This window comes from Pseudomonas sp. S3_B08, from assembly GCF_054667725.1.
The window spans coordinates 4,839,828-4,861,794 of sequence record NZ_CP162750.1 but is presented as its reverse complement, the minus strand read 5'-3'; the positions used below and the strand labels follow the sequence as shown (position 1 = coordinate 4,861,794).

Below are 21,967 nucleotides of genomic sequence, written 5' to 3'. Positions count from 1 at the left end.
GCCCGCCCGACGGTCAGGGCGAAATCGCAATCAGCAGCTATAACTCATGGTAATTCTTCGGAAAATCCTTGATGGCTGCGACCCGAGAGACGCTGCGTAGCTGGTTTTATCGCCCTGCTTTTTTGGCGATGATCGCGGCTGTCCTCAGCGCCAGTCTGTTGATCGCCGGCGGTATGTTCGCGGCGATACGCCAGATGGAAATGCGCGAGAGCCAGGAAATGAACGCCCAGGGCGAGCGTTTCCTCGCTCGCCTCGAACAATTGTTCGGCCAGTTGCGCGAAAGTCTCGACGATCTTGAAGCCCAGCCCTTGCGTGGCTGCGACGAAGAAATGATCGCGACCCTGCAGCAAGTCACCTTCAACTACCGCTTCGTCTATGAAGCGGCATATATGGACGCTTCGCGATTCTGCTCCAACCGTCCGCGCCAGGAAGGTCTGTCGTTGGTGCGCGCGCCGGACATTCAGGGCCCGACCTACAGCTATTGGCTGAATACCACCACCGAACCCGATGAAAACCGCGCGGCACTGATGCTCGGGCGCGGTAACTTCCGTGTCGCTACCTCGCGCGGACATTTGACCGACATGGTCGATCTGTCGCCCGGCAGCAGCCTGCTGGTGGTACTCGATCACGGCACTCGCGCGATTCCGGTGCTCGGCACCGCACAGACCTGGCCACCGACCGAACCCTGGCCCCCGAAGAGCCGTGATGCGCTGCAAGTCACGCAAACGCGGCTGATCTATCGCATGCCCACCGACAACCCGGAATATCAATTGGTGCTGATCACGCCGCGCACGGGCATGCACGTCCCGGCGGTGTGGTGGTGGCTGTTGCCGGTGTGCCTGATCGCCGGGGCCGTTGTCGGCTTTCTGACCTTGCTGCTGGTGCGTCAGCGCCAGTCGCTGGATGCCGAGCTGCACGGGGCGATCCGCCGGGGTGAGTTGCAGGTGCTGTATCAGCCGATCTTCGATCTCGACAGCCGCCACTGCGTCGGCGCCGAAGCGCTGCTGCGCTGGCGGCGCCCGGACGGCACGCTGACCAGCCCCGACCTGTTCATTCCCATGGCGGAGAACACCGGGCAGATCAGGCAGATGACCGACTTCGTGTTGCAGCGTCTGCTCGAACAACTGGGCCAGTTACTGCGCGCCAATCCGCAGCTGTATATCTCGGTGAACCTCGCGGCCTGCGACGTCATGGTGCCGCGCATCGGCCAGGTCATGGCGCGGCTGCTTGCCCTGCACCGGGTCGCCGCGCGGCAGATAGCCTTCGAAGTCACCGAGCGCGGCCTGATCGATGTGGTGGTGGCGCGGGAAAACCTGCAAGCCTTGCGCGACGTCGGCCATCAGGTGCTGATCGATGATTTCGGCACCGGCTATTGCAGCCTTGCCTATCTGCAGACCTTGCCGGTGGACTGCCTGAAGATCGACAAGGCGTTCATCGATGCGCTGGGCCATGACGCGGCGAGCAGCGGCGTCGCTCCGCACATCATTCACATGGCGCAGGCGCTGGATCTGAAAGTGATTGCCGAAGGCATCGAGCTGGAATCCCAGGCAGCGCTGCTCAGCAGTGAGGGGGTCAAGTTCGGTCAGGGCTGGCTGTTCGCCCACGCCTTGAGCGCCGTGCAATTCATCGAACTGATCACCCGAGGTCGACGCCTGGCCGGGCGGCGTATGGACGACGAGGCTTAAACCGCCAGCGCCATGTAGAACTGGGTGCCCTGCCCAGGCCGCGAGTAGACGCCCATGCGCCCGCCGTGCAGCTGGACGATTTCCTTGCACAGCGCCAGGCCAAGGCCGGCACCGCCCTTCTTGCGCCCGACCTGCACGAACGGCTCGAAAATCCGCCCCTGCTGGCCGTAGGCAATGCCTTCGCCATTGTCTTCGACGCTGATGATGACCCGCTCGCCATGGCGGCGCGCCTGCAGACGGATCTGCCCGTCGCGGGCGGTATGGCGCAAGGCGTTGTCGATCAGATTGTCGAGGACGCGATCGAGTTGCGCCTGATCAGCCTGCAACCTCGGCAGCGGGCCTTGAATCTCGACGTTCAGCGCAACACCTTTGGCCGCAGCCACGTCGGCAAAGCGCAGTTGCGCCTGCTCCAGCAGGTCCTCAATGGAACATGGCGCCAAGGTGAGTTTCTGTAGACCGTTCTGGTAGCGCGAGAAATTCAGCAAGTCGTTGATCAATTGCATCAGCCGCTGCATTTCTTCGTTGACCGTATCCAGCAGGTCAGCTTCGCGCGATTCAGCCGGGAATTTCGCCCTCTCGCGAAACAGTCCGAAGGCCATGTGCATGCCGGTGACCGGCGTGCGCAGTTCATGGGAAGCGCGCAAGACAAACTCACTGCGCACGCGCTCGAACGCGCGTTGCTCGGTGACGTCGTGCAGCACCATCACCGCACCGAGAATATGCCCTTGGGTATGACTGACCGGCGTCAGGCTGTAAGTCAGCAGGCGCGATTCGCCATCGACTTCGATGCTCAGATCTTCCGGCGCCCGCTCCAGCGTGCCGCCGCGCAGGACCAATTGCAGTTGTGCATCCAGTTCCGGGCGGCCGAGCGCGGTGCCCAAGCCTTGGCCCAGTCGATCGTCTTCCCAGCCCAACTGGCGCTGAGCAACAGGGTTGAGGTGCTCGAGCTGGCCCTGGCGATCAATCATCAACAAACCGTCGTCGATACTATCGAGCACCGCTTGCAAGCGCTGCTGGCCGGCCAACAGTTCGTCGACATTCATCGCCTGGTGTTCGCGCAACGCCTCGGCCATCAGGCCGAAGCGCCGCGACAGCAGGTTGACTTCCATGGCCGTGGAAATCGGCAGAGTCACGTCATAGTTGCCCTGGCCAATGTTGTCGGCAGCCTTGGCCAGCGCTTCGATCGGTGCGCCGAAGCGCCGAGCAATGCCCTGCGCCGTGACAAAACCGATGATCAGCACCGCCAGCCCGACCAGGCCAAGCAGCCCGGCTATCAGCAGGGCACGTTCGCGAGCGGCGTGCTGCACCTCATTGATACTGTCCAGCGCGTGCTTGTGCTCAGCAATCAACCCATTACGCAGGATATTGAAGCGCTCGCGGAAATCCGCGCTGGTGCTGGCGTTCTTTGCCGCTTCGGCGGTGACGTCGAATGAGGCGAGGAAGTTCAGGTAATCGGCCTTGGCCTGGCGGAAACCGTAAGGCTGGCCATCGCCCTCCTGCTGCTGGGCGATGCCTTGGTCGAGCAACTCGAAGTAGTGCTGCTTGGACGCTTCGAACGCGACGGGGTCGGGCTTCTCGGCGAGCATGATGATCAATTGATCACCGAGGGTCTGGCGCAGCTTGAGGCCCAGATCCAGGGTGACGAAGTTGCTGCGCACCAGCGCTTCCTGAGACCCGGCCATCTGCATCACGCTGACCAGCCCGAGCAAGAGCCCGAGCAAGGCCACGGTGATCAACGCAGAAATGCTCAGGAACAGGCGCGTGCGCAGCTTGATCGCCAGTTTCATCGCGCAGTGCTCACAGGTTGTACTGCTTGCGTTTGCGATACAGGGTCGAGGCGTCGATGCCGAGGGTTTTCGCCGCTTGGTCCAGGGTGCCGGCAGTGGCCAGCACCGCGCCGATGTGCGCTTTCTCCAGCTCGTCCAGGCTCAGCGCCGCGCCGACCCGTGGCGCGTTGTTGGCCGGTTGCTCGGCCATGCCCAGGTGGCTGATTTCCACGCGTTCCTGCGGGCAGATGATGCTGGCCCGCTCGACCACGTTGCGCAGTTCGCGAATATTGCCCGGCCAGCGATAACCGAGCAGCGCTTCGCGCGCCTCATCGCTGAAGCCGCGCGCTGGGCGTGCGTACTCTTTGACGAAACGTGCAAGGAAGCGATCGGCGAGGGTCAGGATGTCTTCGGCGCGCTCGCGCAGAGGCGGCAGATGCAGGGTGATGACGTTGAGGCGATAGAGCAGATCTTCGCGGAAGCGGCCGTCGCGGACCATGTCTTCGAGATTGAGGTTGGTGGCGGCGAGGATGCGCACATCGGCGCGGCGAGTGACCGGATCGCCGACCCGCTCGTATTCCTTGTCCTGGATGAAGCGCAGCAACTTGGGTTGCAAAGTCAGAGGAAAGTCGCCGATCTCGTCGAGAAACAGCGTGCCGCCGTCGGCCTGGTTGACCCGACCCAGCGTGCTTTCGCTGGCACCGGTAAACGCGCCACGGCTATGGCCAAACAGCTCGCTTTCCATCAGTTCGGCAGTCAGCGACGGGCAGTTGATAGTGACGCAGGATTTCTTCTCGCGCTTGCTCCAGCCGTGGATCGCACGGGCCAGTTCACCTTTACCCGTACCGGACTCGCCAAGGATAAGAATGTTGGCGTCGGTGCTTGCGACCTGCCGTGCGGTTTCCAGCACGACTTTCATCGCCGGGCTGTGGGAATCGAGACCGTCTTTCGGTTTGCGGATCTCGCCTTCGAGCGCTTCAAGGCGTGCGGAGAGCTGGCGCACTTCCAACTGCTTGGCGGTGGCCAGGCGCAGTTGATCAGGGCTGCACGGCTTGACCAGATAATCGGCGGCGCCAGCCTGGATGGCATCAACCGCGGTGTCGACCGCCGAGTGGGCGGTGACGATCACTACGCGCATCCACGGCGCCTGAATGCGCATCTGCGCGAGGACGTCGAGACCGTTGTCCTCGCCCAGACGCAAATCGAGGAAGCACAGGTCGAAGACCTGACGTTGCAGCAAAGCATCGGCTTGGGCCGCGCTATTGGCGGTGGCTACCGTATAGCCTTCGTCTTCGAGGCAATAACGAAACGTACGCAGGATGGCGGATTCATCGTCCACCAGCAGAATGCGGCCTTGTTGCTCAGTGGCAGATTCCATTTTTCCTACGCTCCATAGTGATTAGTCTTGGGTTAGTCCCGGAAAAATCGGGCAAGTTGCATGGTTGATTCTGAACGATACCAGCCATAGGAGGGTAGCTCTCTACTGCCATAACGGCCAATTCATTGATTTCGTTGAGTTTTAAAACATTCGGCGTTTTGCAGGGCAGATCCTGCGTCCTCTTCTGACATCTGCGTACCGGTAGCAATTCCATATCATCGAAATTTCCCACGAAATAATCGTGCATTGCGCACGACCGCAGAAGAGCCATCGTGCAGGATGCGTCGCAGGAAATTTCCGAAGAGTACGTAACTTATTGTTTTTATTGATAATTTCTGACATCAAAAAACTGGCATGCAGGCTGCAATACCTCACTCAGCCCGGGCAGAACAGCACTGCCCCAACAGAACAAGCGTGAGGAACACAGGATGACTCGCCCAATCGCCGCCCAAGTACGTATTTCGCCACTGCAGATCCAGCAAGGTCTGTTCGGTGTACTGGCGTTGCTGATCACCCTGATCGTCTGCCAGCAGTACATGAGCTGGGAAAACAGCCGTAAACCCGAGCCATTGATTTCGATGCAGCACAGCACTCAGACGCACTTCAGTGCCGTGAGCAGCAGCCAGGCTGAAAACGCTTCGATGCACATGATCGATGTCGACCAGGCGCAACCGCTGGATCAATTGCCACGGGAAGAGCGCTGGGTTTTCTAAGTCAGTGAATACATTCGGGCGCGTAGCGCCGGAAACCGGAAACACCCCTAAATAGAGAAGTAAGGAGAATCACCATGTTGAGCTGGGCAATTACATTCTTGATCATTGCCATCATCGCCGCCGTTCTGGGCTTCGGTGGTATCGCGGGCACCGCCACGGGTATCGCCAAGATTCTCTTTGTCGTGTTCCTGGTGATGTTCATCGCTTCCTTCTTCTTTGGCCGTCGCGGCCGAGGTTAACGATGATCGGTCTCAAGACATTGGCCGCCGCCCTGCTTCTGGGCGGCAGTGCCATGGCCATGGCGGCCAATGATGGCCAGACTCGGGTCAACGAACTGCTCGCCTCCGACGCGCAGTACCGTGAAACCTGGGAAGGCGTGATCAAAAAGGAAGAGCGCGTACCGGAATGGGTGATCAACCTGTCCGGCACTTCCGAGCAACAGATGCACGCCGTTACGGAAGATGGTGATCAGTATCTGGTCGGCCCGCTCTGCGAGAGTCAGGACAAGTGCCTGAATCACCGGTTGATCGTGGCCTTCAGCTTCGACAAGGATGACGCCTACGCCATGCTGGTCGATGTACCGGAAGGTCTGCCGCAGGACAAGTCGCCGACGCGACACGCGACTTATCGCTTCTTCGGCAAACCTGATCAGGGCATGCAGGATCTGCTGATGGAAACCCTGAAGAAAGATCCGAAGTGGTACTGACGCAGGACGCGCAAAGGTTTCGAACACGAAAGCAGCGCCCCGCTGCTTTCCATTGCGCCGCCCGATGAGGGTCGGTGCATGACCAGGGGGCCGGGACGTTCTGACTGATGCAGGGTCGGAGTGACCTACGGGTACAGGGAGTACCTGCGCAAGGGCCGGGTCAGGGTAAAAGCTGCGCCGCAGGTTCGTCGACCCGATGGTCTGACGAATCTGCGCTGGGCTTTGAATCAGCTAAACCATTGATCCAGCGCGCCAATCCCCTTCTTACAATCGTCGACACTGTGCGGAAAAACATTTCGCGGTGTTTCCTGACGACCGTATATCGACAAAGATCGCGCTCGATTCGTGTGACTCCTAGTCTTTCGATTTGGAGTTTTTCTGGAAATTTCCGCCAATTCCCGCTGTACAACATTTGACCGCCCTAAGCTGTAATGGCCGGTTCACGGCACTTATGCCGGCCGAAATGTCACAATCGAACCGCTTGGGACGCCAGTTTCAATTGAAAAAGCTCATGCCGATTCGGCATAGGGTAGGCGTTTACGGCATTAGACGGCGCCACCTTGCATCGGAATAGTTGCGCCTTTTTTCGCCTGCCGAAGAGCCGTAAACACGCGCTTCGGGGCACCTTATACGGAGGCAGATGCACAGACTTTTCCGCTGATGAGCGTTCCAGTTCCTGCATGTGCCTGAGTCAAACGCAAGTAAGGGTAAAGATAATGAAGAAGGCAAAAATCAGCCTCGCCTGGCAGATCCTCATCGGTCTGGTTCTGGGGATTGCACTGGGTGCGTTGCTCAACCACTTCAGCGCCGAGAAGGCCTGGTGGATCAGCAACGTCCTGCAACCGGCAGGCGATATCTTTATCCGTCTGATCAAGATGATCGTGATCCCGATCGTCATCTCCTCGCTGATCGTCGGTATCGCCGGCGTGGGCGACGCCAAGAAGCTCGGGCGTATCGGCCTGAAGACGATCATCTATTTCGAGATCGTCACCACCATCGCCATCGTTGTCGGCCTGGTGCTGGCCAACGTGTTCCATCCGGGCACCGGCATCGACATGAGCACCCTGGGCACGGTGGATATCTCCAAGTACCAGGCGACCGCCGCCGAAGTGCAGCATGAACATGCGTTCATCGAGACCATCCTCAACCTGATCCCGTCGAACATCTTCGCGGCCATGGCTCGCGGCGAAATGCTGCCGATCATCTTCTTCTCCGTACTGTTCGGTCTCGGCCTGTCGAGCCTGCAGTCGGACCTGCGCGAGCCGCTGGTAAAGATGTTCCAGGGCGTTTCGGAAAGCATGTTCAAAGTCACCCACATGATCATGAACTACGCTCCGATTGGCGTATTCGCACTGATCGCGGTGACCGTCGCCAACTTCGGCTTCGCTTCGCTGTTGCCGCTGGCAAAACTGGTGATCCTGGTTTACGTCGCCATCGCGTTCTTCGCCTTCGTGGTACTGGGCCTGATCGCCAAGCTGTTCGGCTTCTCGGTGCTCAAGCTGATGCGCATCTTCAAGGATGAGCTGGTGCTGGCCTACTCCACCGCTTCCTCGGAAACCGTGCTGCCACGGGTAATCGAGAAGATGGAAGCCTATGGCGCACCGAAAGCCATCTGCAGCTTCGTGGTACCGACCGGTTACTCGTTCAACCTCGACGGCTCGACCCTGTACCAGTCGATCGCGGCGATCTTCATTGCCCAGCTGTACGGCATTGACCTGTCGATCAGCCAGCAACTGCTGCTGGTGCTGACCCTGATGGTCACCTCCAAAGGCATCGCCGGTGTACCGGGCGTGTCTTTCGTGGTGCTGCTGGCGACTCTGGGCAGCGTCGGCATCCCGCTTGAAGGCCTGGCGTTCATCGCTGGTGTCGACCGCATCATGGACATGGCGCGTACCGCACTGAACGTGATCGGTAATGCCTTGGCGGTGCTGGTTATCGCGCGCTGGGAAGGCATGTACGACGACGCCAAGGGCGAGCGTTACTGGAATTCCCTGCCGCACTGGCGCAGCAAGGAAAAACTGCCGGCTGGCGAGATTTCCAAGAACTGACACCCCCCTGTAGGAGCTGCCGCAGGCTGCGATCTTTTGATCTTGCTTTTAAAAACAAAATCAAAAGATCGCAGCCTGCGGCAGCTCCTACAGTAGATTGAGGCCACCCAGTAAATCGGGGGGCGGCAGATCCATACGAACCCCGGAGCAATCCGGGGTTTGTCGTTTCTGGTGACCCCGCTATCATTCGCCGCATTCTTCGGGGGATTTGACTGATGCTTAATGGCCTGTGGCTTGGCTTCTTCATCGTGGCAGCCGTGTCGGCGCTGGCGCAGTGGCTGATCGGCGGCAACGCCGGGATCTTTGCGGCGATGGTGGAAAGCATTTTCGCCATGGCCAAGCTGTCGGTCGAAGTCATGGTGCTGCTGTTCGGCACCCTCACCCTGTGGCTGGGCTTTCTGCGCATCGCCGAAAAGGCCGGGATCGTCGAGTGGCTGGCCAAGGTGCTCGGTCCGCTGTTTCTGCGGCTGATGCCGGAAGTCCCGGCCGGCCACCCTGCCCTTGGCCTGATCACGCTGAACTTCGCCGCCAACGGTCTGGGCCTGGACAACGCCGCCACGCCGATCGGCCTCAAAGCCATGAAAGCGCTGCAGGAGCTCAACCCCAGCGCCACCATCGCCAGCAATGCGCAGATCCTGTTTCTGGTGCTCAACGCCTCGTCACTGACCCTGCTGCCCGTGACCATCTTCATGTACCGCGCCCAGCAAGGCGCGCCGGATCCGACGCTGGTGTTCCTGCCGATTCTGCTGGCGACCAGTTGCTCGACCATCGTCGGCTTCCTCTCCGTTGCCTTCATGCAACGCCTGCGCATCTGGGACCCGGTGGTGCTCGCCTATCTGGTGCCCGGCGCGCTGATCCTCGGCGGCTTCATGGCCCTGCTTGGTACGCTTTCTGCGACAGCACTGGCGGGATTGTCGTCGATCCTCGGCAATCTCACGCTGTTCGGCTTGATCATGCTGTTCTTGCTGATCGGCGCGCTGCGCAAGGTCAAGGTGTACGAGGCGTTCGTCGAAGGCGCGAAAGAGGGCTTCGATGTGGCGAAGAACCTCTTGCCGTATCTGGTGGCGATGCTCTGTGCGGTTGGCGTGTTGCGCGCCTCTGGTGCGCTGGATTTCGGCCTGGACGGTATTCGTCATCTGGTCGAGTGGGCCGGCTGGGACACGCGCTTCGTCGATGCGCTGCCGACGGCGATGGTCAAACCGTTTTCCGGCAGCGCCGCGCGGGCGATGCTCATCGAGACCATGCAGACCTCCGGCGTCGACAGCTTCCCGGCGCTGGTCGCGGCGACGGTGCAGGGCAGTACCGAAACCACTTTCTATGTGCTGGCGGTGTACTTCGGCGCGGTGGGGATTCAGCGCGCACGGCATGCGGTGGGGTGTGCGTTGCTGGCGGAGTTTGCTGGTGTGGTGGGCGCTATCGGGGTCTGCTACTGGTTCTTTGGTTGAGCAAAATTCCCATGTGGGAGCGAGCCTGCTCGCGAAGACGGAGTGTCAGTCAACGCTTAAGTGACTGATACACCGCTTTCGCGAGCAGGCTCGCTCCCACAGGAGTTGTGGTGTGTCAGCGCGGTTGCGGGGCGAGTTTCTGGCCTTGCTCCACGGCCCAGGCCACAACCTTGGCCGTAAGGCGATCACTGGCCTGGCCAAACCCGGCGACCACCGCTGGCACCTGCACATCATTCAACGACTGGCGCTCTTCAAAACGGCGGCTGGCGAGGATGCGCTGGTCGTAACCACGCACCAGCAACGCATCAACCCGCACCACAACGCCGGCCTGGGTGCCCTGATATTCGGTCTGAAACGCCTGCAAACTGCCGCCCAGTTCCAGATCCGCCTGGAAGTTGCTGTCGTCGGTGCTCAGCAACGTCACTCTGCCGTCACGCTGGAATCCATCGAGCAGGCGATTGCGCAGCAGCACCGGCGCCGGATCACTCCAGCGCGAGCCTTTGTAGCTGCTGATCACATCGCCCTGCGGGATAACGGCAATGCTCGGCCGGTTCAGTGCTTCGCTGGCCTGCAATTTATTCAAGCGCAGCGACCACGACTGCGCCGCCGCCGGGCTGGCCGAGGCGGGCGCTTGCGCGGCGGGCAGGCGGTAGACATCCGAAGGTTCCGACTTGGGCAAGATCGAGCACGCGCCGATCAGGGTCAGGCCAGCGCCGAGCAGGGCGATTCGAGTCAGCTTCATGGGGTGAATTCCTTGTTCTTGTCGCTGCCCAGCAGGTAGCCGCTGGGGTTGGCCTCAAGGCGTTGGGAAATGGCGCGCAGCGAGGTCAGCGTCTCGCGCAGTTCGCGAATCGCCGGGGCCAGGCCGTTGAGGCCCTGCATGCCGTTATCCAGCGAATTCTGGTTTTTGCTGAGCAAGCCGTTGATGGTCACGCTGCTTTGCTCCAGCGACTTCATCGCCTGCTCGGCGCTGCCAAGGGCCTGTTTGCCCTGATCGTTGAGCAGGCCGTTGGCGTTGCGCATCAGCAGCGAGGTCTGCTCGAGCATGCTGCCAGCCTGTTTGCCGACGGTCGCCAGTTGCTGCATGGCTTGCTTGATGTCGCCGCGCTGGTCATTGATGGTGCCGGTGGTCTGTTCCAGATGGGCGAGGGTCTTGCTCACGCGCTCGACGTTTTCCGCGGAGAACATGTGGTTGGCGTTCTGCAGCAGGGCGCTGATGCCGGTCATCAAGTCGCTGCTGTCGTTGAGCAGACGCGAGATAGGCGAGGGCGAGGCGACCAGCGTTGGCAGCTTGCCGTCGTGCCCGCGCAATTTCGGGCTCTCGGGTGTGCCGCCGCTGAGCTGGATGATCGACGTGCCAGTAATACCGGTCAGTGCCAGCTTGGCCTGGGTGTCTTCTTTGACCGGCGTGTCGCCCGCCAGACGAATCCGCGCCAGCACCCGGCGCGGGTCCTGCGGGTCGAGGCGCAGGCTGACCACGTCACCGACCTTGATGCCGCTGTACTGCACCGAGCTGCCCTTGGACAGACCGCTGACCGCCTCGTTGAATACCACTTCGTAATCCTTGAACTCGGTGTCGACGCTGGACTTTGCCAGAAACAGGCCGAAGAGCAGGGCGCCGGCCACGACGATCACCGTGAACAGGCCGATCAACACATGATGGGCTCGGGTTTCCATATCAGACCTCGTTGAGCAGTTTGGCGGCGTCCAGCGCCGAGCGGCCGCGCGGGCCGTGGAAGTATTCGTGAATCCACGCGTCGGCGGTTTCCGAGACGTCGTCGATAGGGCCGGCGACCAGCACTTTCTTCTGCGCCAGCACCGCCACGCGATCGGTGATGGTGTACAGCGTGTCGAGGTCGTGGGTCACCAGAAACACGCTCAGCCCCAACGCATCACGCAGGGTCAGGATCAATTGATCGAACTGCGCCGCGCCAATCGGATCGAGTCCGGCGGTGGGCTCATCGAGAAACAGAATGTCCGGATCCAGCGCCAAAGCCCGCGCCAGTGCCGCGCGCTTGATCATGCCGCCGGACAGCGACGCCGGGTATTTATCCGCCGCCGACAACGGCAGCCCGGCCAGCGCCAGTTTCACCGCCGCCAGATGCTCGGCGTCGTGACGGCTGAGGCCGGCGTGTTCGATCAGGGGCAGGGCGACGTTCTCGGTCACGGTCAGCGACGAGAACAGCGCGCCTTTCTGGAACAGCACACCGAAGCGGCGTTCGATCAGCGAGCGCTCATGCTCGGGCAGATTCTGCAGGTTCTGACCGAAGACCTTGACCATGCCCTCGCTGGGCCGATTCAGCCCGACGATGCTGCGCAGCAGCACCGATTTGCCGGTACCGGAGCCGCCAACCACGGCGAGGATCTCGCCCTTGTACACGTCCAGATCAAGGTTCTCGTGCACGCTCTGCGGGCCGAAGCGATTGCACAGGCCACGGACTTCGATCACCGCCTCCGAGGGCGCGCGGGGTAGACGACTCACCAGCCCATCTCCATGAAAAACAGCGCGGCCACCGCATCAAGCACGATCACCACGAAAATCGACTGCACCACGCTGGAGGTGGTGTGCGCGCCGACCGATTCGGCGCTGCCGCTGACCTTGAAGCCTTCCAGGCAACCGATCGCCGCGATCAGGAAGGCGAAGATCGGCGCCTTCACCAGCCCGACCAGAAAATGCTGAATGCCGATGTCCGATTGCAGCAGCGAGAGGAACATCGCCGGCGAGATGTCCAGCGACACCGCACAAACCACACCGCCGCCGACGATCCCCGAGAGCATCGCCAGAAACGTCAGCATCGGCAGCGCCACCAGCAGCGCCAGCACACGCGGCACCACCAGCAATTCGATCGGGTCGAGGCCAAGGGTGCGGATCGCGTCGATTTCTTCGTTGGCCTTCATCGAGCCGATCTGCGCGGTGAATGCACTGGCGGTGCGCCCGGCCATCAGGATCGCCGTGAGCAACACGCCGAATTCGCGCAGGAACGAGAAGCCGACCAGGTCCACGGTGAAAATCGTCGCGCCGAAACTGGCCAGTACCGTGGCGCCAAGAAACGCCACCACCGCACCGACCAGAAACGTCAGCAAGGCCACGATCGGCGCAGCGTCGAGGCCGGTCTGCTCGATGTGCGCGATCATCGGCGTAATGCGCCAGCGCTTGGGCCGCAACAGACCACGGGCGATGACTTCGAGAATCAGGCCGACGAAGCCGAGCAGCTGCATCGTGTCTTTCCACACCGTATCCACTGCGCGGCCGATGCGCGTCAGCAGTTGCACGCTGACGCTGACTTCCGGCTCCTTGATCGGCACGCAGAAATCGCTCAGCGAGCAATACACGGTTTGCAGCAAGGCGCGGTCGGCAGTTGAAAGGGTGCAATCGGGGTGTTCGGCGGTTTTGCCCAAGCGCTCGGAACCGAGCAGCTCGACCAGCAACGAGGCGCCGGCGGTGTCCAGGGCTCCGAGGCCGTTCAGATCGATGGAAGTGTTGGCGTCGTACTGGCCGCGGAGCTTTTCGCTCAGATGCTTGAGCGCGGTGTAGTGGGCGAGCGTCCAGTCGCCGCTGACCCGCAGACGGGCAGGGCTGAGCGCGGTGTCCAGATGGGCACTGCCGGGGGTTGGGCTGCTGGTCATAAGCTCCGTGCTTGTACGGCCGTTACGAGATCCTACGTAATAGCACGAACCGGATTACTTTTCTTTGGCCGGTGTGCTGTCGGTAATTGCGAAACGCAGCACGCCGATCAACTGGCCATCCTCGGTCAGCACCCGCACCTGCCACTTGCCCGCCGGGTTGCCGGGGAAATTCTGTTTGTGCGTCCACGCCCGGTAGCCTTCCTTGCGCCCGCCATGGATGTCGAGGGCGATGCGGTCGACCTCTTTGCCGTTGAAGGTCCACACGTGATAAATCCGCTCGTCGAGACCGCGCGGCGCGTTGATCGCAGTGTAGGCGTAGAGCCCGCCGCTGCGGATCTGCTCGGCACTGACGGTGTCGAGGCTGGCGCCGGGGGTGCGATCCTGCAATTGCGTGCTGATCGCTACGTCGGTCATCCACAGCGTTGCCGGCGGCACCCACGAACGCAGCGCCCAACCGACGCCGCCGATGCCGAAGGTAATGAACAGAATCGCCAGGGCATTGCGCACTGTGCGGATCGGGAAGATTGACGCCAGGCTCGGGAACGACAGCAGCACGGCAATTCCCAGCGCCCATTTGAAACTCTGCGCGGTGGTCAGGTGCATGATCACCGGCAACGCAGTGAGCAGTGCGGCGAACAGGGTCAGGGTGTGCAGCGCGAGAAACGCCCAGCGCCGTGGCGCCAGCCATTTGTAGTACAGCGGATCGACGATGGAGATCAGTGCGGCAACGCTGAGCAGCCCCGTGAAGACAAACTGGCCGCTGTTCCACGTAGTGGTGATGAAGAAGAATGGCAAAACGAAAAACAGGCTTTCCTGATGGATCATCTGCGTCGCGTAACGCAGCAGCGGCTGGGGAATTTCGCGTTTGAAGATCCGTGTGAACAGCCCGGTCAGGGTGTTTTCCAGCATCAGCCAGATCCAGCTGAGCAGCATGATCACCGTGATCCAGCTCGCCAGACCCTGTTGGCGATCGACGAGGATGAAACTGCCGACCCCGGAAATGAACCCACCCGCCGCGATCAACCCGGGGTAGCGCTTCATCAGCTCGAGAATGCGCTGGATAAGGAGGGTCAGTTTTGGCATTTTGGCGGTTCACGACGATATGGGGAAAATCCCGGAAAGGTTAACGCCGCATGACCCCTGTGGCGAGGGGATTTATCCCCGATCGGCGGCGCAGCCGTCGTAGATCCTGCGAGCGAATTCTGTCTGGATATACCGAGCTGCCCTTATCGGGGCTGCTGCGCAGCCCATCGGGGATAAATCCCCTCGCCACAAGTGCTCACTCACCACAGGATTAATGGCTTCCAGCAATTTTTTGGCGACGATACACACGCCAGCCGATCAACATCAGCAGCACCAGCCCCACCCCACCTGCAGCCAGCCACAACACTTGATCATCACTGATCAACGGCTTCTCGATCCGGATATACCCCGGCTGCAGCAACAGCTCGCGCATCGCCTTGTTCGCCGCTTCCAGCGTCACCCCCTGCAACTCCCGCGCGGGATTGGCAAAGCGACCATCCTGATAGTCGGCCAGCGCGCTCCAGTAATAGTCCGCCAGTGCGCTGTTGCCCTGCACGGCCCAGGCTTGGTGGGCGATGGCGGCTTGCTTGATGCGGGCGAAGGTGCTCGGGTCGAGACCGTTTTGCAGCAGGTCGGCCTTGAGGTCTTCAAGCACCTGGATGGCTTCGTCGACGTCATCGCGATCCAGGTCAGCGTTGAGGCTCATGAAGCCGACACCGCCGAACACTTCGCGCTCGGCCCACGGTCCGTACGACAAGCCATGGTTGAGACGAATCTGCCGGTACAACGCCCAGTCGAGGTAATCCTTGAGAATGTCGAACGTCTGATCGTACTGATCGTCGAGCACCGGTTCCGGCACCAGCCAGTGCAGCTTGGCGCTGTCGCCGATAAAGCCACGGGTGAGGGTGCGTTCATGGGCGGCGCTGGTGCGGATGTCCGGCAGCGGCCGATGCTCGCTCGGCTCGACCGGCTCCAGCTCACCCCAGGTACGCTCCAGATAGGCCGGCAGCAGTTTGTCGAGTTCGCCGACGACGATCAGGGTCATGTTGTTCGGCGCATACCAGGCCTTGCGCACCTTCTCCAGTTGCTCTTGGGTCAGATGGCCGACTTCGGCGCGCTGCGGGCATTTCAGTCCCAGCTCGACAGCCAGTTGATTGCTCGCGGTATGACCGAGGTCCTGACGGTCGAGGAAACGTTGCAGCCTGGTGTAGTGCCCGCCGTCCTCACGCTCGACCACCCGCTTGGCGGCGTTGATAGCATTGTCGTCGATGCGTGTCTGGGTCAGCAGCGCGAGCAGCAGGTCGAGCACCTTGCGCTGATTTTTCGCCGGGGCCTCGATGACGAACGTGGTGTCGGCATTGCTGGTGAACGCGTTCCAGTCACCACCCAACGCCTGCATGCGCTCTTCCAGACCGCCTTCGCCAGTGGCGTCGATACCGCTGAACAGCAGGTGTTCGAGCAAATGCGGCAGCTCTTTCTCGTCGCAATCGAAGTCATCCAGGCCAACGCCGACCACCAGCCGGATCGCCACATGGCCACGTTCGGTGCCGGGTTTGAGCATCAGTTGCAAACCGTTGGGCAGCGCATAGCCTTCGACCTGAAACCGATCCAGGGCAAAAGCGGGCAGGGAACCGAGCAACAGACAGGCGAACAACAGGCAACGCATAACAGGCTTCCATACGGCTGATTTGGAGATCCGTGTCGTCAGTCAGGGCCCCATCGCTGGCAAGCCAGCTCCCACAAGGATCTGCGGCGCTCACAAAACCTTGTGGGAGCTGGCTTGCCAGCGATGACGGTCTCAAGGCTGAACCACTGTAACTGACTGGCCCCAGCCCCAGACGTTCAAGGCGAATGCGTAATGTCGGCCATGTCATCCACGGCCAGCGCGCCGGTGTCCGCCGTTTCCAGCACCACATAGGCGCTGCTGCAGAACAGCGAATTGAGCCGTTTCATGTCGGCGATCAACTCCAGATGCAGCGAGCTGGTCTCCAGGCTCTGAACGATCTTGCGTTGCAAACGGCTGACATGCGCATGGGCCAGACGCCGTTCCTGCGCACGAAAGCGGCGTTTCTCCCGTAACAACTGCCGCGCGCTTTCGCGGTCGCCGCTGAGAAACACCGACAGGCCCAGGCGCAGGTTGGCGATCAGTTGCTGTTGCAGCCCGGCAAGATCTTCCAGGCCTTCTTCGGAAAACGAACGACGCTGCGAAGTCTTCTGCTGCTGGATCTTGCGCAGCATGCGCTCGATCAGGTCTGCGGCGAGTTTCAGGTTGATCGCCAGTTCGATGATCTCGGCCCAGCGCCGACTGTCGTGCTCGCCGAGATCCTCGCGGGGCATCTGCGCCAGATACAGCTTGATCGCGCTGTACAGCGCCTCGACGTCATCGGTCAGGCGGCGCATCTCCTGGGTGACGGCGGTCTGCTTGCCGCGCAACACATCGAGGGAGGCGTCGAGCATGTTGTCGAGCAGATCACCCATGCGCAGGGTTTCCCGCGCGGCATTGGCCAGCGCCAGGCTCGGCGTGACCAGCGCGGTCGGGTCGAGATGGCGTGGTTTGGCGGCGCCGTTGACCTCCGGCCGCTCGGGCAGCAGCCACGCACAAAGCCGCGCCATCGGCCCGACGCTCGGCAGCAGGATCAGGCAGCGCGCGGTGTTGTAGAGCAGGTGGAAGCCGATGACCATTTCCTGCGGGCTGAAATCAAGGCTGTCGATCCAGTGCACCAGCGGGTCGAGCACCGGGATGATCAGCAGCAAACCGATCAATTTGTACAACAGACTGCCCAGCGCAACCTGGCGGCCGGCGGCGTTCTGCATGCTGGTGCTCATGAAGGCGAGGATGCCGCTGCCGATGTTGGCGCCGATCACCAGACCGATCGCCACCGGCAAACTGATCACCGCAGCCCCGGCCAGCGTGGCGGTGAGCAGCACGGCGGCGAGGCTGGAGTAGGAAATCATCGCAAACAGTGCTCCGACCAGGGCGTCGAGGAGGATGTCGCCGGTCAGCGAGGCGAAAATCACTTTCACCCCTTGCGCGTGAGTGATCGGCGCAGCGGCCTCGACGATCAATTGCAGGGCGAGAATGATCAGCCCCAGCCCGATCGACACCCGGCCCATTTGCCCGAGCCGCGTCTGTTTGCGCGACAGAAAGAAAATCACCCCGAGGAAAATCAGCAGCGGCGACAGCCATGACAGATCGAGGGTCAGCACCCGCGCCATCAACGCGGTACCGACGTCTGCGCCAAGCATGGTCGCCAGCGCCGGGGTCAGCGCCATCAGACCCTGACCGACAAACGAAGTGACCAGCATCGCCGTGGCGTTGCTGCTCTGCACCATGGCGGTGACGAGAATACCGGCGATGAACGCCAGCCATTTCTTCGACATGTTCTGGCCGATGACATGTCGCAGATTGGTGCCATAAACCCGCAGGATGCCGGTTCGGACGATGTGCGTGCCCCAGATCAACAGGGCGACGGCGGACAACAGATTGAGCAGGGTGAGCATGCAGACCCCCTGTAGTAGCAGCGCCCCAGAGGGGCAAGTGGAAGGCACCGCGCGGTTTCTACGTTCTTGATACTTAAGCTGTAGTTGGCTAACGGCCTCGGCGCCAGCATTGCACAGCTAAAGCGTGGATTGAAACAAAAGTGTCATGAAAAGCGCTTCATACACTCCCTTTAAATCAACGCCGTCTCCTGTGGGAGCTGGCTTGCCAGCGATGGCGTCAGCACAACCAACATTGATGTCGCCTGACACTCCGCTATCGCTGGCAAGCCAGCTCCCACAAGGTCCGCAGTGACTGAATGTTGCACAAACAAATGTGGGAGCGAGCCTGCTCGCGAAAGCGGTGGGCCAGCCAACATTGTTGTCGACTGGCACTCCGTCTTCGCGAGCAGGCCCGCTCCCACAGGGGTGTAGCGTGCTGCCGGGACTACCGGGTTACTGGCCCGGCACATCCTTGCGCAGTTTCACCGGATCCTGCTGTTTCTTTTTCCGGGCCATCGCGCCGCGCAGTTTGATGTTGATCGCTTCCACCGCCAGCGAGAACGCCATGGCGAAGTAGACGTAGCCTTTTGGCACGTGCACGTCGAACGATTCGGCGATCAGCACGGTACCGACCACCAGCAGGAACGACAGCGCGAGCATTTTCAGCGACGGGTGCTTGTCGATGAATTCGCTGATCTTGCCCGACGCCAGCATCATCACCAGCACTGCCACGACGATCGCCGCGACCATGACCGGGACGTGGGAAACCATGCCGACGGCAGTGATCACCGAGTCCAGCGAGAAGACGATATCGATGATCGCGATCTGGATGATGGTGTAGAGGAAGTTGCCGCCCTTGCCCGATGGCGCGTCGTCGCTTTCATCTTCACCTTCCAGCGCGTGGTACATCTCCTGCGAACTCTTCCACAACAGGAACAGGCCACCGAAGAACAGGATCAGGTCGCGGCCGGAGATGCCCTGGCCGAACACTTCGAACAGGTCGGCAGTGAGGCGCATGACCCAGGTAATCGACAGCAGTAACAGGATCCGCGTGACCATGGCCAGGCCAAGACCGAAGATCCGTGTGCGCTGCTGCATGTGTTTCGGCATGCGGCTGACCAGGATCGAAATCATGATGATGTTATCGATACCGAGGACGATTTCCAGGGCGGTCAGGGTAAAAAAGGCAACCCAGATTTCGGGGTTGGTCAGCCAATCCATGTGTATTCCTTTGAGCGAGTGTTAAACCGAAAAAGGTCCGGGCTTCAAACCGCGAAGCCGGGACCCGTAACGGTGAGTCTTGGGCTTATAGAGTGCTGAACAGCGGGAAAGTCCCCAACAGCAGTGCAGCAATCAGAATGCAGATGCACACCAGGATCGCCCATTTCAGGGTGAAACGCTGGTGATCACCGAAATCGATGCCGGCCAGCGCCACCAACAGATAGGTCGACGGCACCAACGGGCTCAGCAAGTGGACGGGCTGGCCGACGATCGAGGCACGGGCCATTTCCACCGCAGTGATCCCATAGTGGCTGGCCGCTTCGGTCAGCACCGGCAATACACCGTAATAGAACGCATCGTTGGACATGAAGAAGGTGAAGGGCATGCTCACCAGCGCCGTAATCACCGCCAGGTACGGGCCGAGGAATTCCGGGATCACCGCCAACAGGCTCTTCGACATCGCATCGACCATGCCGGTGCCCGACAGGATACCGGTGAAGATACCGGCCGCAAAGATCAGCCCGACCACTGCCAGCACGCTGCCGGAATGCGCGGCGACGCGATCCTTCTGCATTTGCAGGCATGGGTAGTTGACGATCATCGCAATACTGAACGCCACCATGAACAGCACCGGCAGCGGCAACAGGCCGCCGATCAGCGTGCACATCAGGCCGAAAGTCAGTGCGGCATTGAACCAGATCAGCTTCGGACGGCGTGCGTCGGGGAATTGCGAGACGCTGATTTCACTGTGATCGATCTCGTCGCCAACCAGGTGCAGCTCGCCGAGGCGGGCACGTTCACGCTTGCCGTAGAAGTAGGCAATCACCAGGATCGCCAAGACACCGGCGGCCATGGCCGGGATCATCGGTACGAAAATGTCCGAAGGATCCACATGCAGGGCACTCGCCGCGCGGGCGGTCGGGCCGCCCCACGGGGTCATGTTCATCACGCCACCGGCGAGGATGATCAGACCGGCCATGATTCGCGGGCTCATGCCGATGCGGCTGTACAGCGGCAGCATCGCGGCCACACAAATCATGTAAGTGGTCGCGCCGTCACCATCGAGGGAAACGACGAGCGCCAGAACGGCGGTACCGACCGAAACTTTCAGCGGGTCGCCCTTGACCAGTTTGAGGATCTTGCGCACGGCCGGGTCGAACAGGCCGGAGTCGATCATCAGGGCGAAATACAGAATGGCGAACATCAACATCACGCCGGTCGGCGCCAGTTTGGTGATGCCTTCAAGCATCATCGGGCCGATCTTCGGCGCGAAACCACCGAACAGGGCGAACAGGATCGGGATGATGATCAGGGCGATCAGCGCGGACAGGCGCTTGGTCATGATCAGGAACATGAACGTGATGACCATGGCGAAGCCAAGGAAAGTCAGCATGGGAATACTCCAGGCGTAGCGCGGCTAGTTGAATGAGCGGATCGGGCGGGATCAGCGCAGAACGGGAGGCGCGAGGCGTACGGGCGGAGTGACCAGCAGGAAGCGGGAGAAACGGCGGGTTGCAGAAGACATCAGAATCACCATTGTTGTTGTTAATTGGGCCGGGCCTGTGGAAAAAACACAGGGCTTGGGCCAACCGGTCTGTTGCCGGGAGTGGGGCGATCCTAATCGGGGAAGCTTTCAGCTACCTTTCGCGACCGAAAGCGATGAATGAATGGTCAACCGGCGGTCGGATGCAGCGACAGCCAATGAATACGGGACGACAAGCGATACGAGGGAACGGATAGACAACGCTGGCTGGCAGTCTGGACATATTCGTTATCAGTTCAGTCCAAGCACCTGGTTAAAAAATCGACAGATCCAGCGGCCGCACCGCGCCCATCCAGATCGCGTGTTCGGTGTGGTCGAGCAGGTCATCGCCAGTGTCCGGATGCAGGAACACCACCAACCCCTTGCGGTTAAGCGCCAGCCACGGCAGCACCTCGCCGATCAGCTCGGGACCGAAAGCCAGTTGGCAGCTCCAGTCGGGGTGCGGCCCCACCGGGCGTTCGTGCACGCGGCCCATTTTCAGCGCAAACAACTGCGCGGCCTGTTCGCACAAGGCCCGCGCCTGGTCGGTGGTTTGCGCGTCGAAATAGACATGGGCGTGATAGCCCTTGATCCCTTGCATCGTGTCGCCTCTCAATCGGTTCGAACCCTTGGCTGTTTCCACCGTCACAGGTCATATAGGACAACTATAAGGAAAACAGCCATGAAAAATGCCGAGACCCCAGTGGTCAAAGTGGTGCTTTATGGTGCCATGGCCAGCCTGGGCGGTGCATTGATGGCTGAATTGCTGCGTCGCCAACACGAAGTCATCGCCATTCTCGACGATCTCACTGCACTCGCGCCGCGTCCGGGATTGCGCACCAAGACCGGCGATCTGTTCGATGCCGAGCGGGTCAATCAGAGCGTCGCCGGCAGCTCGGCGGTGATCTGTCTGCTGGACGCGCCGGGGTTGCCGTTCAGCAGCGACCACGTTGAGCGCTCGGTGACGCTCGGCCCGGTGGAGCAGGTGCTGGCAGTCGACGCCTTGGTCGAAGGTTTGCAACTGGCCAGCGTGCCGCGCCTGTTTCTGGTCGGCAACTTCGGTGTGCTCGACGAGCCTGACAATGACGAGCGTCTGCAACGTCACGCTGCCGAAGAAATCCTCGAGGCGGTACAAAGCAGCTCACTGCGCTGGACCTTGGTCAATGCGCCCCATGGCATGGCCGGATTGACCATCGAGCACTTCAGTCAGGTCGGCGGCAATCTCGAACCGGGATTGGCCGAACCGCTGGAACGCTTGAACCGTGTCGCGGTGGGGATTGCCGATGAACTGCGGTTGAACCTGCATGTGGGGCAGCATGTGAATTTTGTGGCGGCTTCTGATTCGTAAAAGAT

At 61.0% G+C, this 21,967-nt stretch carries 19 protein-coding genes; 7 read left to right on the top strand and 12 right to left on the bottom strand.

Features of this window, described 5'->3' with window-relative positions:
• Positions 1 to 71 precede the first annotated feature (71 nt).
• Positions 72 to 1,685, top strand: coding sequence for an EAL domain-containing protein (locus AB4N73_RS22070; protein WP_095182299.1), 1,614 nt, complete (start codon positions 72 to 74; stop codon positions 1,683 to 1,685).
• Here the strand turns inward: AB4N73_RS22070 and AB4N73_RS22065 are convergent.
• Complete coding sequence (locus tag AB4N73_RS22065; protein WP_056791205.1) at positions 1,682 to 3,472, bottom strand: ATP-binding protein; 1,791 nt, start codon at positions 3,470 to 3,472, stop codon at positions 1,682 to 1,684. The two genes, AB4N73_RS22070 and AB4N73_RS22065, sit on opposite strands and share 4 nt — an antisense overlap.
• A 10-nt stretch (positions 3,473 to 3,482) precedes the next feature.
• On the bottom strand, positions 3,483 to 4,829 hold the full coding sequence (algB, locus tag AB4N73_RS22060; protein ID WP_024014980.1) for a sigma-54-dependent response regulator transcription factor AlgB: 1,347 nt from the start codon (positions 4,827 to 4,829) through the stop codon (positions 3,483 to 3,485).
• 428 nt (positions 4,830 to 5,257) lie between these two features.
• Between algB and AB4N73_RS22055 the strand changes: the two genes are divergently transcribed.
• From AB4N73_RS22055 to AB4N73_RS22035, 5 genes are all read left to right on the top strand, one after another.
• The gene (locus AB4N73_RS22055) at positions 5,258 to 5,542 is read left to right on the top strand and encodes a hypothetical protein (protein WP_024014979.1); all 285 of its coding nucleotides are present in this window, start codon (positions 5,258 to 5,260) and stop codon (positions 5,540 to 5,542) included.
• A 74-nt stretch (positions 5,543 to 5,616) separates the two neighbouring features.
• The gene (locus AB4N73_RS22050; protein ID WP_003177151.1) at positions 5,617 to 5,781 is read left to right on the top strand and encodes a DUF1328 domain-containing protein; all 165 of its coding nucleotides are present in this window, start codon (positions 5,617 to 5,619) and stop codon (positions 5,779 to 5,781) included.
• 2 nt (positions 5,782 to 5,783) lie between these two features.
• Positions 5,784 to 6,248, top strand: coding sequence for an inhibitor of vertebrate lysozyme family protein (locus AB4N73_RS22045; RefSeq protein ID WP_016772356.1), 465 nt, complete (start codon positions 5,784 to 5,786; stop codon positions 6,246 to 6,248).
• 716 nt (positions 6,249 to 6,964) lie between these two features.
• Positions 6,965 to 8,296: a glutamate/aspartate:proton symporter GltP gene (gene gltP / locus AB4N73_RS22040; protein WP_039757150.1), complete on the top strand. Its 1,332-nt coding sequence runs from the start codon at positions 6,965 to 6,967 to the stop codon at positions 8,294 to 8,296.
• 215 nt (positions 8,297 to 8,511) lie between these two features.
• Entirely contained in the window at positions 8,512 to 9,741 is a 1,230-nt protein-coding gene (locus AB4N73_RS22035) for a nucleoside recognition domain-containing protein (protein WP_041476489.1), read from the top strand.
• Between the two features lie 115 nt (positions 9,742 to 9,856).
• On the opposite strand, the gene AB4N73_RS22030 is transcribed toward AB4N73_RS22035, so the two are convergent.
• The 10 genes from AB4N73_RS22030 to AB4N73_RS21985 form a co-directional block, all read right to left on the bottom strand.
• Positions 9,857 to 10,483, bottom strand: a complete 627-nt coding sequence (locus AB4N73_RS22030; protein ID WP_460142545.1) for an ABC-type transport auxiliary lipoprotein family protein — start codon at positions 10,481 to 10,483, stop codon at positions 9,857 to 9,859.
• Positions 10,480 to 11,418, bottom strand: a complete 939-nt coding sequence (locus AB4N73_RS22025; protein ID WP_016772359.1) for an MlaD family protein — start codon at positions 11,416 to 11,418, stop codon at positions 10,480 to 10,482. The genes AB4N73_RS22030 and AB4N73_RS22025 overlap by 4 nt, the downstream gene beginning before the upstream one ends.
• 1 nt (position 11,419) lies before the next feature.
• Positions 11,420 to 12,223, bottom strand: coding sequence for an ABC transporter ATP-binding protein (locus AB4N73_RS22020; RefSeq protein WP_460142544.1), 804 nt, complete (start codon positions 12,221 to 12,223; stop codon positions 11,420 to 11,422).
• A complete protein-coding gene (locus tag AB4N73_RS22015) occupies positions 12,220 to 13,368 on the bottom strand; it encodes an ABC transporter permease (protein WP_305381897.1) in 1,149 nt (382 codons plus the stop codon). The genes AB4N73_RS22020 and AB4N73_RS22015 overlap by 4 nt, the downstream gene beginning before the upstream one ends.
• 54 nt (positions 13,369 to 13,422) lie before the next feature.
• On the bottom strand, positions 13,423 to 14,451 hold the full coding sequence (locus AB4N73_RS22010) for a DUF5924 family protein (RefSeq protein ID WP_423521965.1): 1,029 nt from the start codon (positions 14,449 to 14,451) through the stop codon (positions 13,423 to 13,425).
• Between the two features lie 211 nt (positions 14,452 to 14,662).
• Entirely contained in the window at positions 14,663 to 16,057 is a 1,395-nt protein-coding gene (locus tag AB4N73_RS22005; protein ID WP_460142543.1) for a M16 family metallopeptidase, read from the bottom strand.
• Positions 16,058 to 16,233: 176 nt separating this feature from the next.
• On the bottom strand, positions 16,234 to 17,892 hold the full coding sequence (locus tag AB4N73_RS22000) for a Na/Pi cotransporter family protein (RefSeq protein ID WP_110599651.1): 1,659 nt from the start codon (positions 17,890 to 17,892) through the stop codon (positions 16,234 to 16,236).
• Between the two features lie 432 nt (positions 17,893 to 18,324).
• On the bottom strand, positions 18,325 to 19,092 hold the full coding sequence (locus AB4N73_RS21995) for a TerC family protein (protein ID WP_056791183.1): 768 nt from the start codon (positions 19,090 to 19,092) through the stop codon (positions 18,325 to 18,327).
• 85 nt (positions 19,093 to 19,177) lie between these two features.
• Complete coding sequence (locus AB4N73_RS21990) at positions 19,178 to 20,485, bottom strand: CitMHS family transporter (RefSeq protein ID WP_056791180.1); 1,308 nt, start codon at positions 20,483 to 20,485, stop codon at positions 19,178 to 19,180.
• 403 nt (positions 20,486 to 20,888) lie between these two features.
• Positions 20,889 to 21,215, bottom strand: a complete 327-nt coding sequence (locus AB4N73_RS21985; RefSeq protein WP_310218525.1) for a DOPA 4,5-dioxygenase family protein — start codon at positions 21,213 to 21,215, stop codon at positions 20,889 to 20,891.
• An 81-nt stretch (positions 21,216 to 21,296) separates the two neighbouring features.
• Here AB4N73_RS21985 and AB4N73_RS21980 point away from each other — a divergent pair, with 81 nt between their 5' ends.
• The gene (locus tag AB4N73_RS21980) at positions 21,297 to 21,962 is read left to right on the top strand and encodes an NAD(P)-dependent oxidoreductase (RefSeq protein WP_236167879.1); all 666 of its coding nucleotides are present in this window, start codon (positions 21,297 to 21,299) and stop codon (positions 21,960 to 21,962) included.
• The last annotated feature ends 5 nt before the right edge of the window (positions 21,963 to 21,967 follow it).

What these genes read in the sequence shown, in the direction of transcription:
- AB4N73_RS21995 (WP_056791183.1), bottom strand. Translation starts at nt 19,092, where the DNA reads ATGGATTGGCTGACCAACCCCGAAATCTGGGTTGCCTTTTTTACCCTG.
- AB4N73_RS21980 (WP_236167879.1), top strand. Translation starts at nt 21,297, where the DNA reads ATGAAAAATGCCGAGACCCCAGTGGTCAAAGTGGTGCTTTATGGTGCC.
- AB4N73_RS21985 (WP_310218525.1), bottom strand. Translation starts at nt 21,215, where the DNA reads ATGCAAGGGATCAAGGGCTATCACGCCCATGTCTATTTCGACGCGCAA.
- AB4N73_RS22070 (WP_095182299.1), top strand. Translation starts at nt 72, where the DNA reads ATGGCTGCGACCCGAGAGACGCTGCGTAGCTGGTTTTATCGCCCTGCT.
- AB4N73_RS22065 (WP_056791205.1), bottom strand. Translation starts at nt 3,472, where the DNA reads ATGAAACTGGCGATCAAGCTGCGCACGCGCCTGTTCCTGAGCATTTCT.
- gltP (WP_039757150.1), top strand. Translation starts at nt 6,965, where the DNA reads ATGAAGAAGGCAAAAATCAGCCTCGCCTGGCAGATCCTCATCGGTCTG.
- AB4N73_RS22005 (WP_460142543.1), bottom strand. Translation starts at nt 16,057, where the DNA reads ATGCGTTGCCTGTTGTTCGCCTGTCTGTTGCTCGGTTCCCTGCCCGCT.
- AB4N73_RS22035 (WP_041476489.1), top strand. Translation starts at nt 8,512, where the DNA reads ATGCTTAATGGCCTGTGGCTTGGCTTCTTCATCGTGGCAGCCGTGTCG.
- AB4N73_RS22050 (WP_003177151.1), top strand. Translation starts at nt 5,617, where the DNA reads ATGTTGAGCTGGGCAATTACATTCTTGATCATTGCCATCATCGCCGCC.
- AB4N73_RS22030 (WP_460142545.1), bottom strand. Translation starts at nt 10,483, where the DNA reads ATGAAGCTGACTCGAATCGCCCTGCTCGGCGCTGGCCTGACCCTGATC.
- algB (WP_024014980.1), bottom strand. Translation starts at nt 4,829, where the DNA reads ATGGAATCTGCCACTGAGCAACAAGGCCGCATTCTGCTGGTGGACGAT.
- AB4N73_RS22025 (WP_016772359.1), bottom strand. Translation starts at nt 11,418, where the DNA reads ATGGAAACCCGAGCCCATCATGTGTTGATCGGCCTGTTCACGGTGATC.
- AB4N73_RS22055 (WP_024014979.1), top strand. Translation starts at nt 5,258, where the DNA reads ATGACTCGCCCAATCGCCGCCCAAGTACGTATTTCGCCACTGCAGATC.
- AB4N73_RS22045 (WP_016772356.1), top strand. Translation starts at nt 5,784, where the DNA reads ATGATCGGTCTCAAGACATTGGCCGCCGCCCTGCTTCTGGGCGGCAGT.
- AB4N73_RS21990 (WP_056791180.1), bottom strand. Translation starts at nt 20,485, where the DNA reads ATGCTGACTTTCCTTGGCTTCGCCATGGTCATCACGTTCATGTTCCTG.
- AB4N73_RS22000 (WP_110599651.1), bottom strand. Translation starts at nt 17,892, where the DNA reads ATGCTCACCCTGCTCAATCTGTTGTCCGCCGTCGCCCTGTTGATCTGG.
- AB4N73_RS22010 (WP_423521965.1), bottom strand. Translation starts at nt 14,451, where the DNA reads ATGCCAAAACTGACCCTCCTTATCCAGCGCATTCTCGAGCTGATGAAG.
- AB4N73_RS22015 (WP_305381897.1), bottom strand. Translation starts at nt 13,368, where the DNA reads ATGACCAGCAGCCCAACCCCCGGCAGTGCCCATCTGGACACCGCGCTC.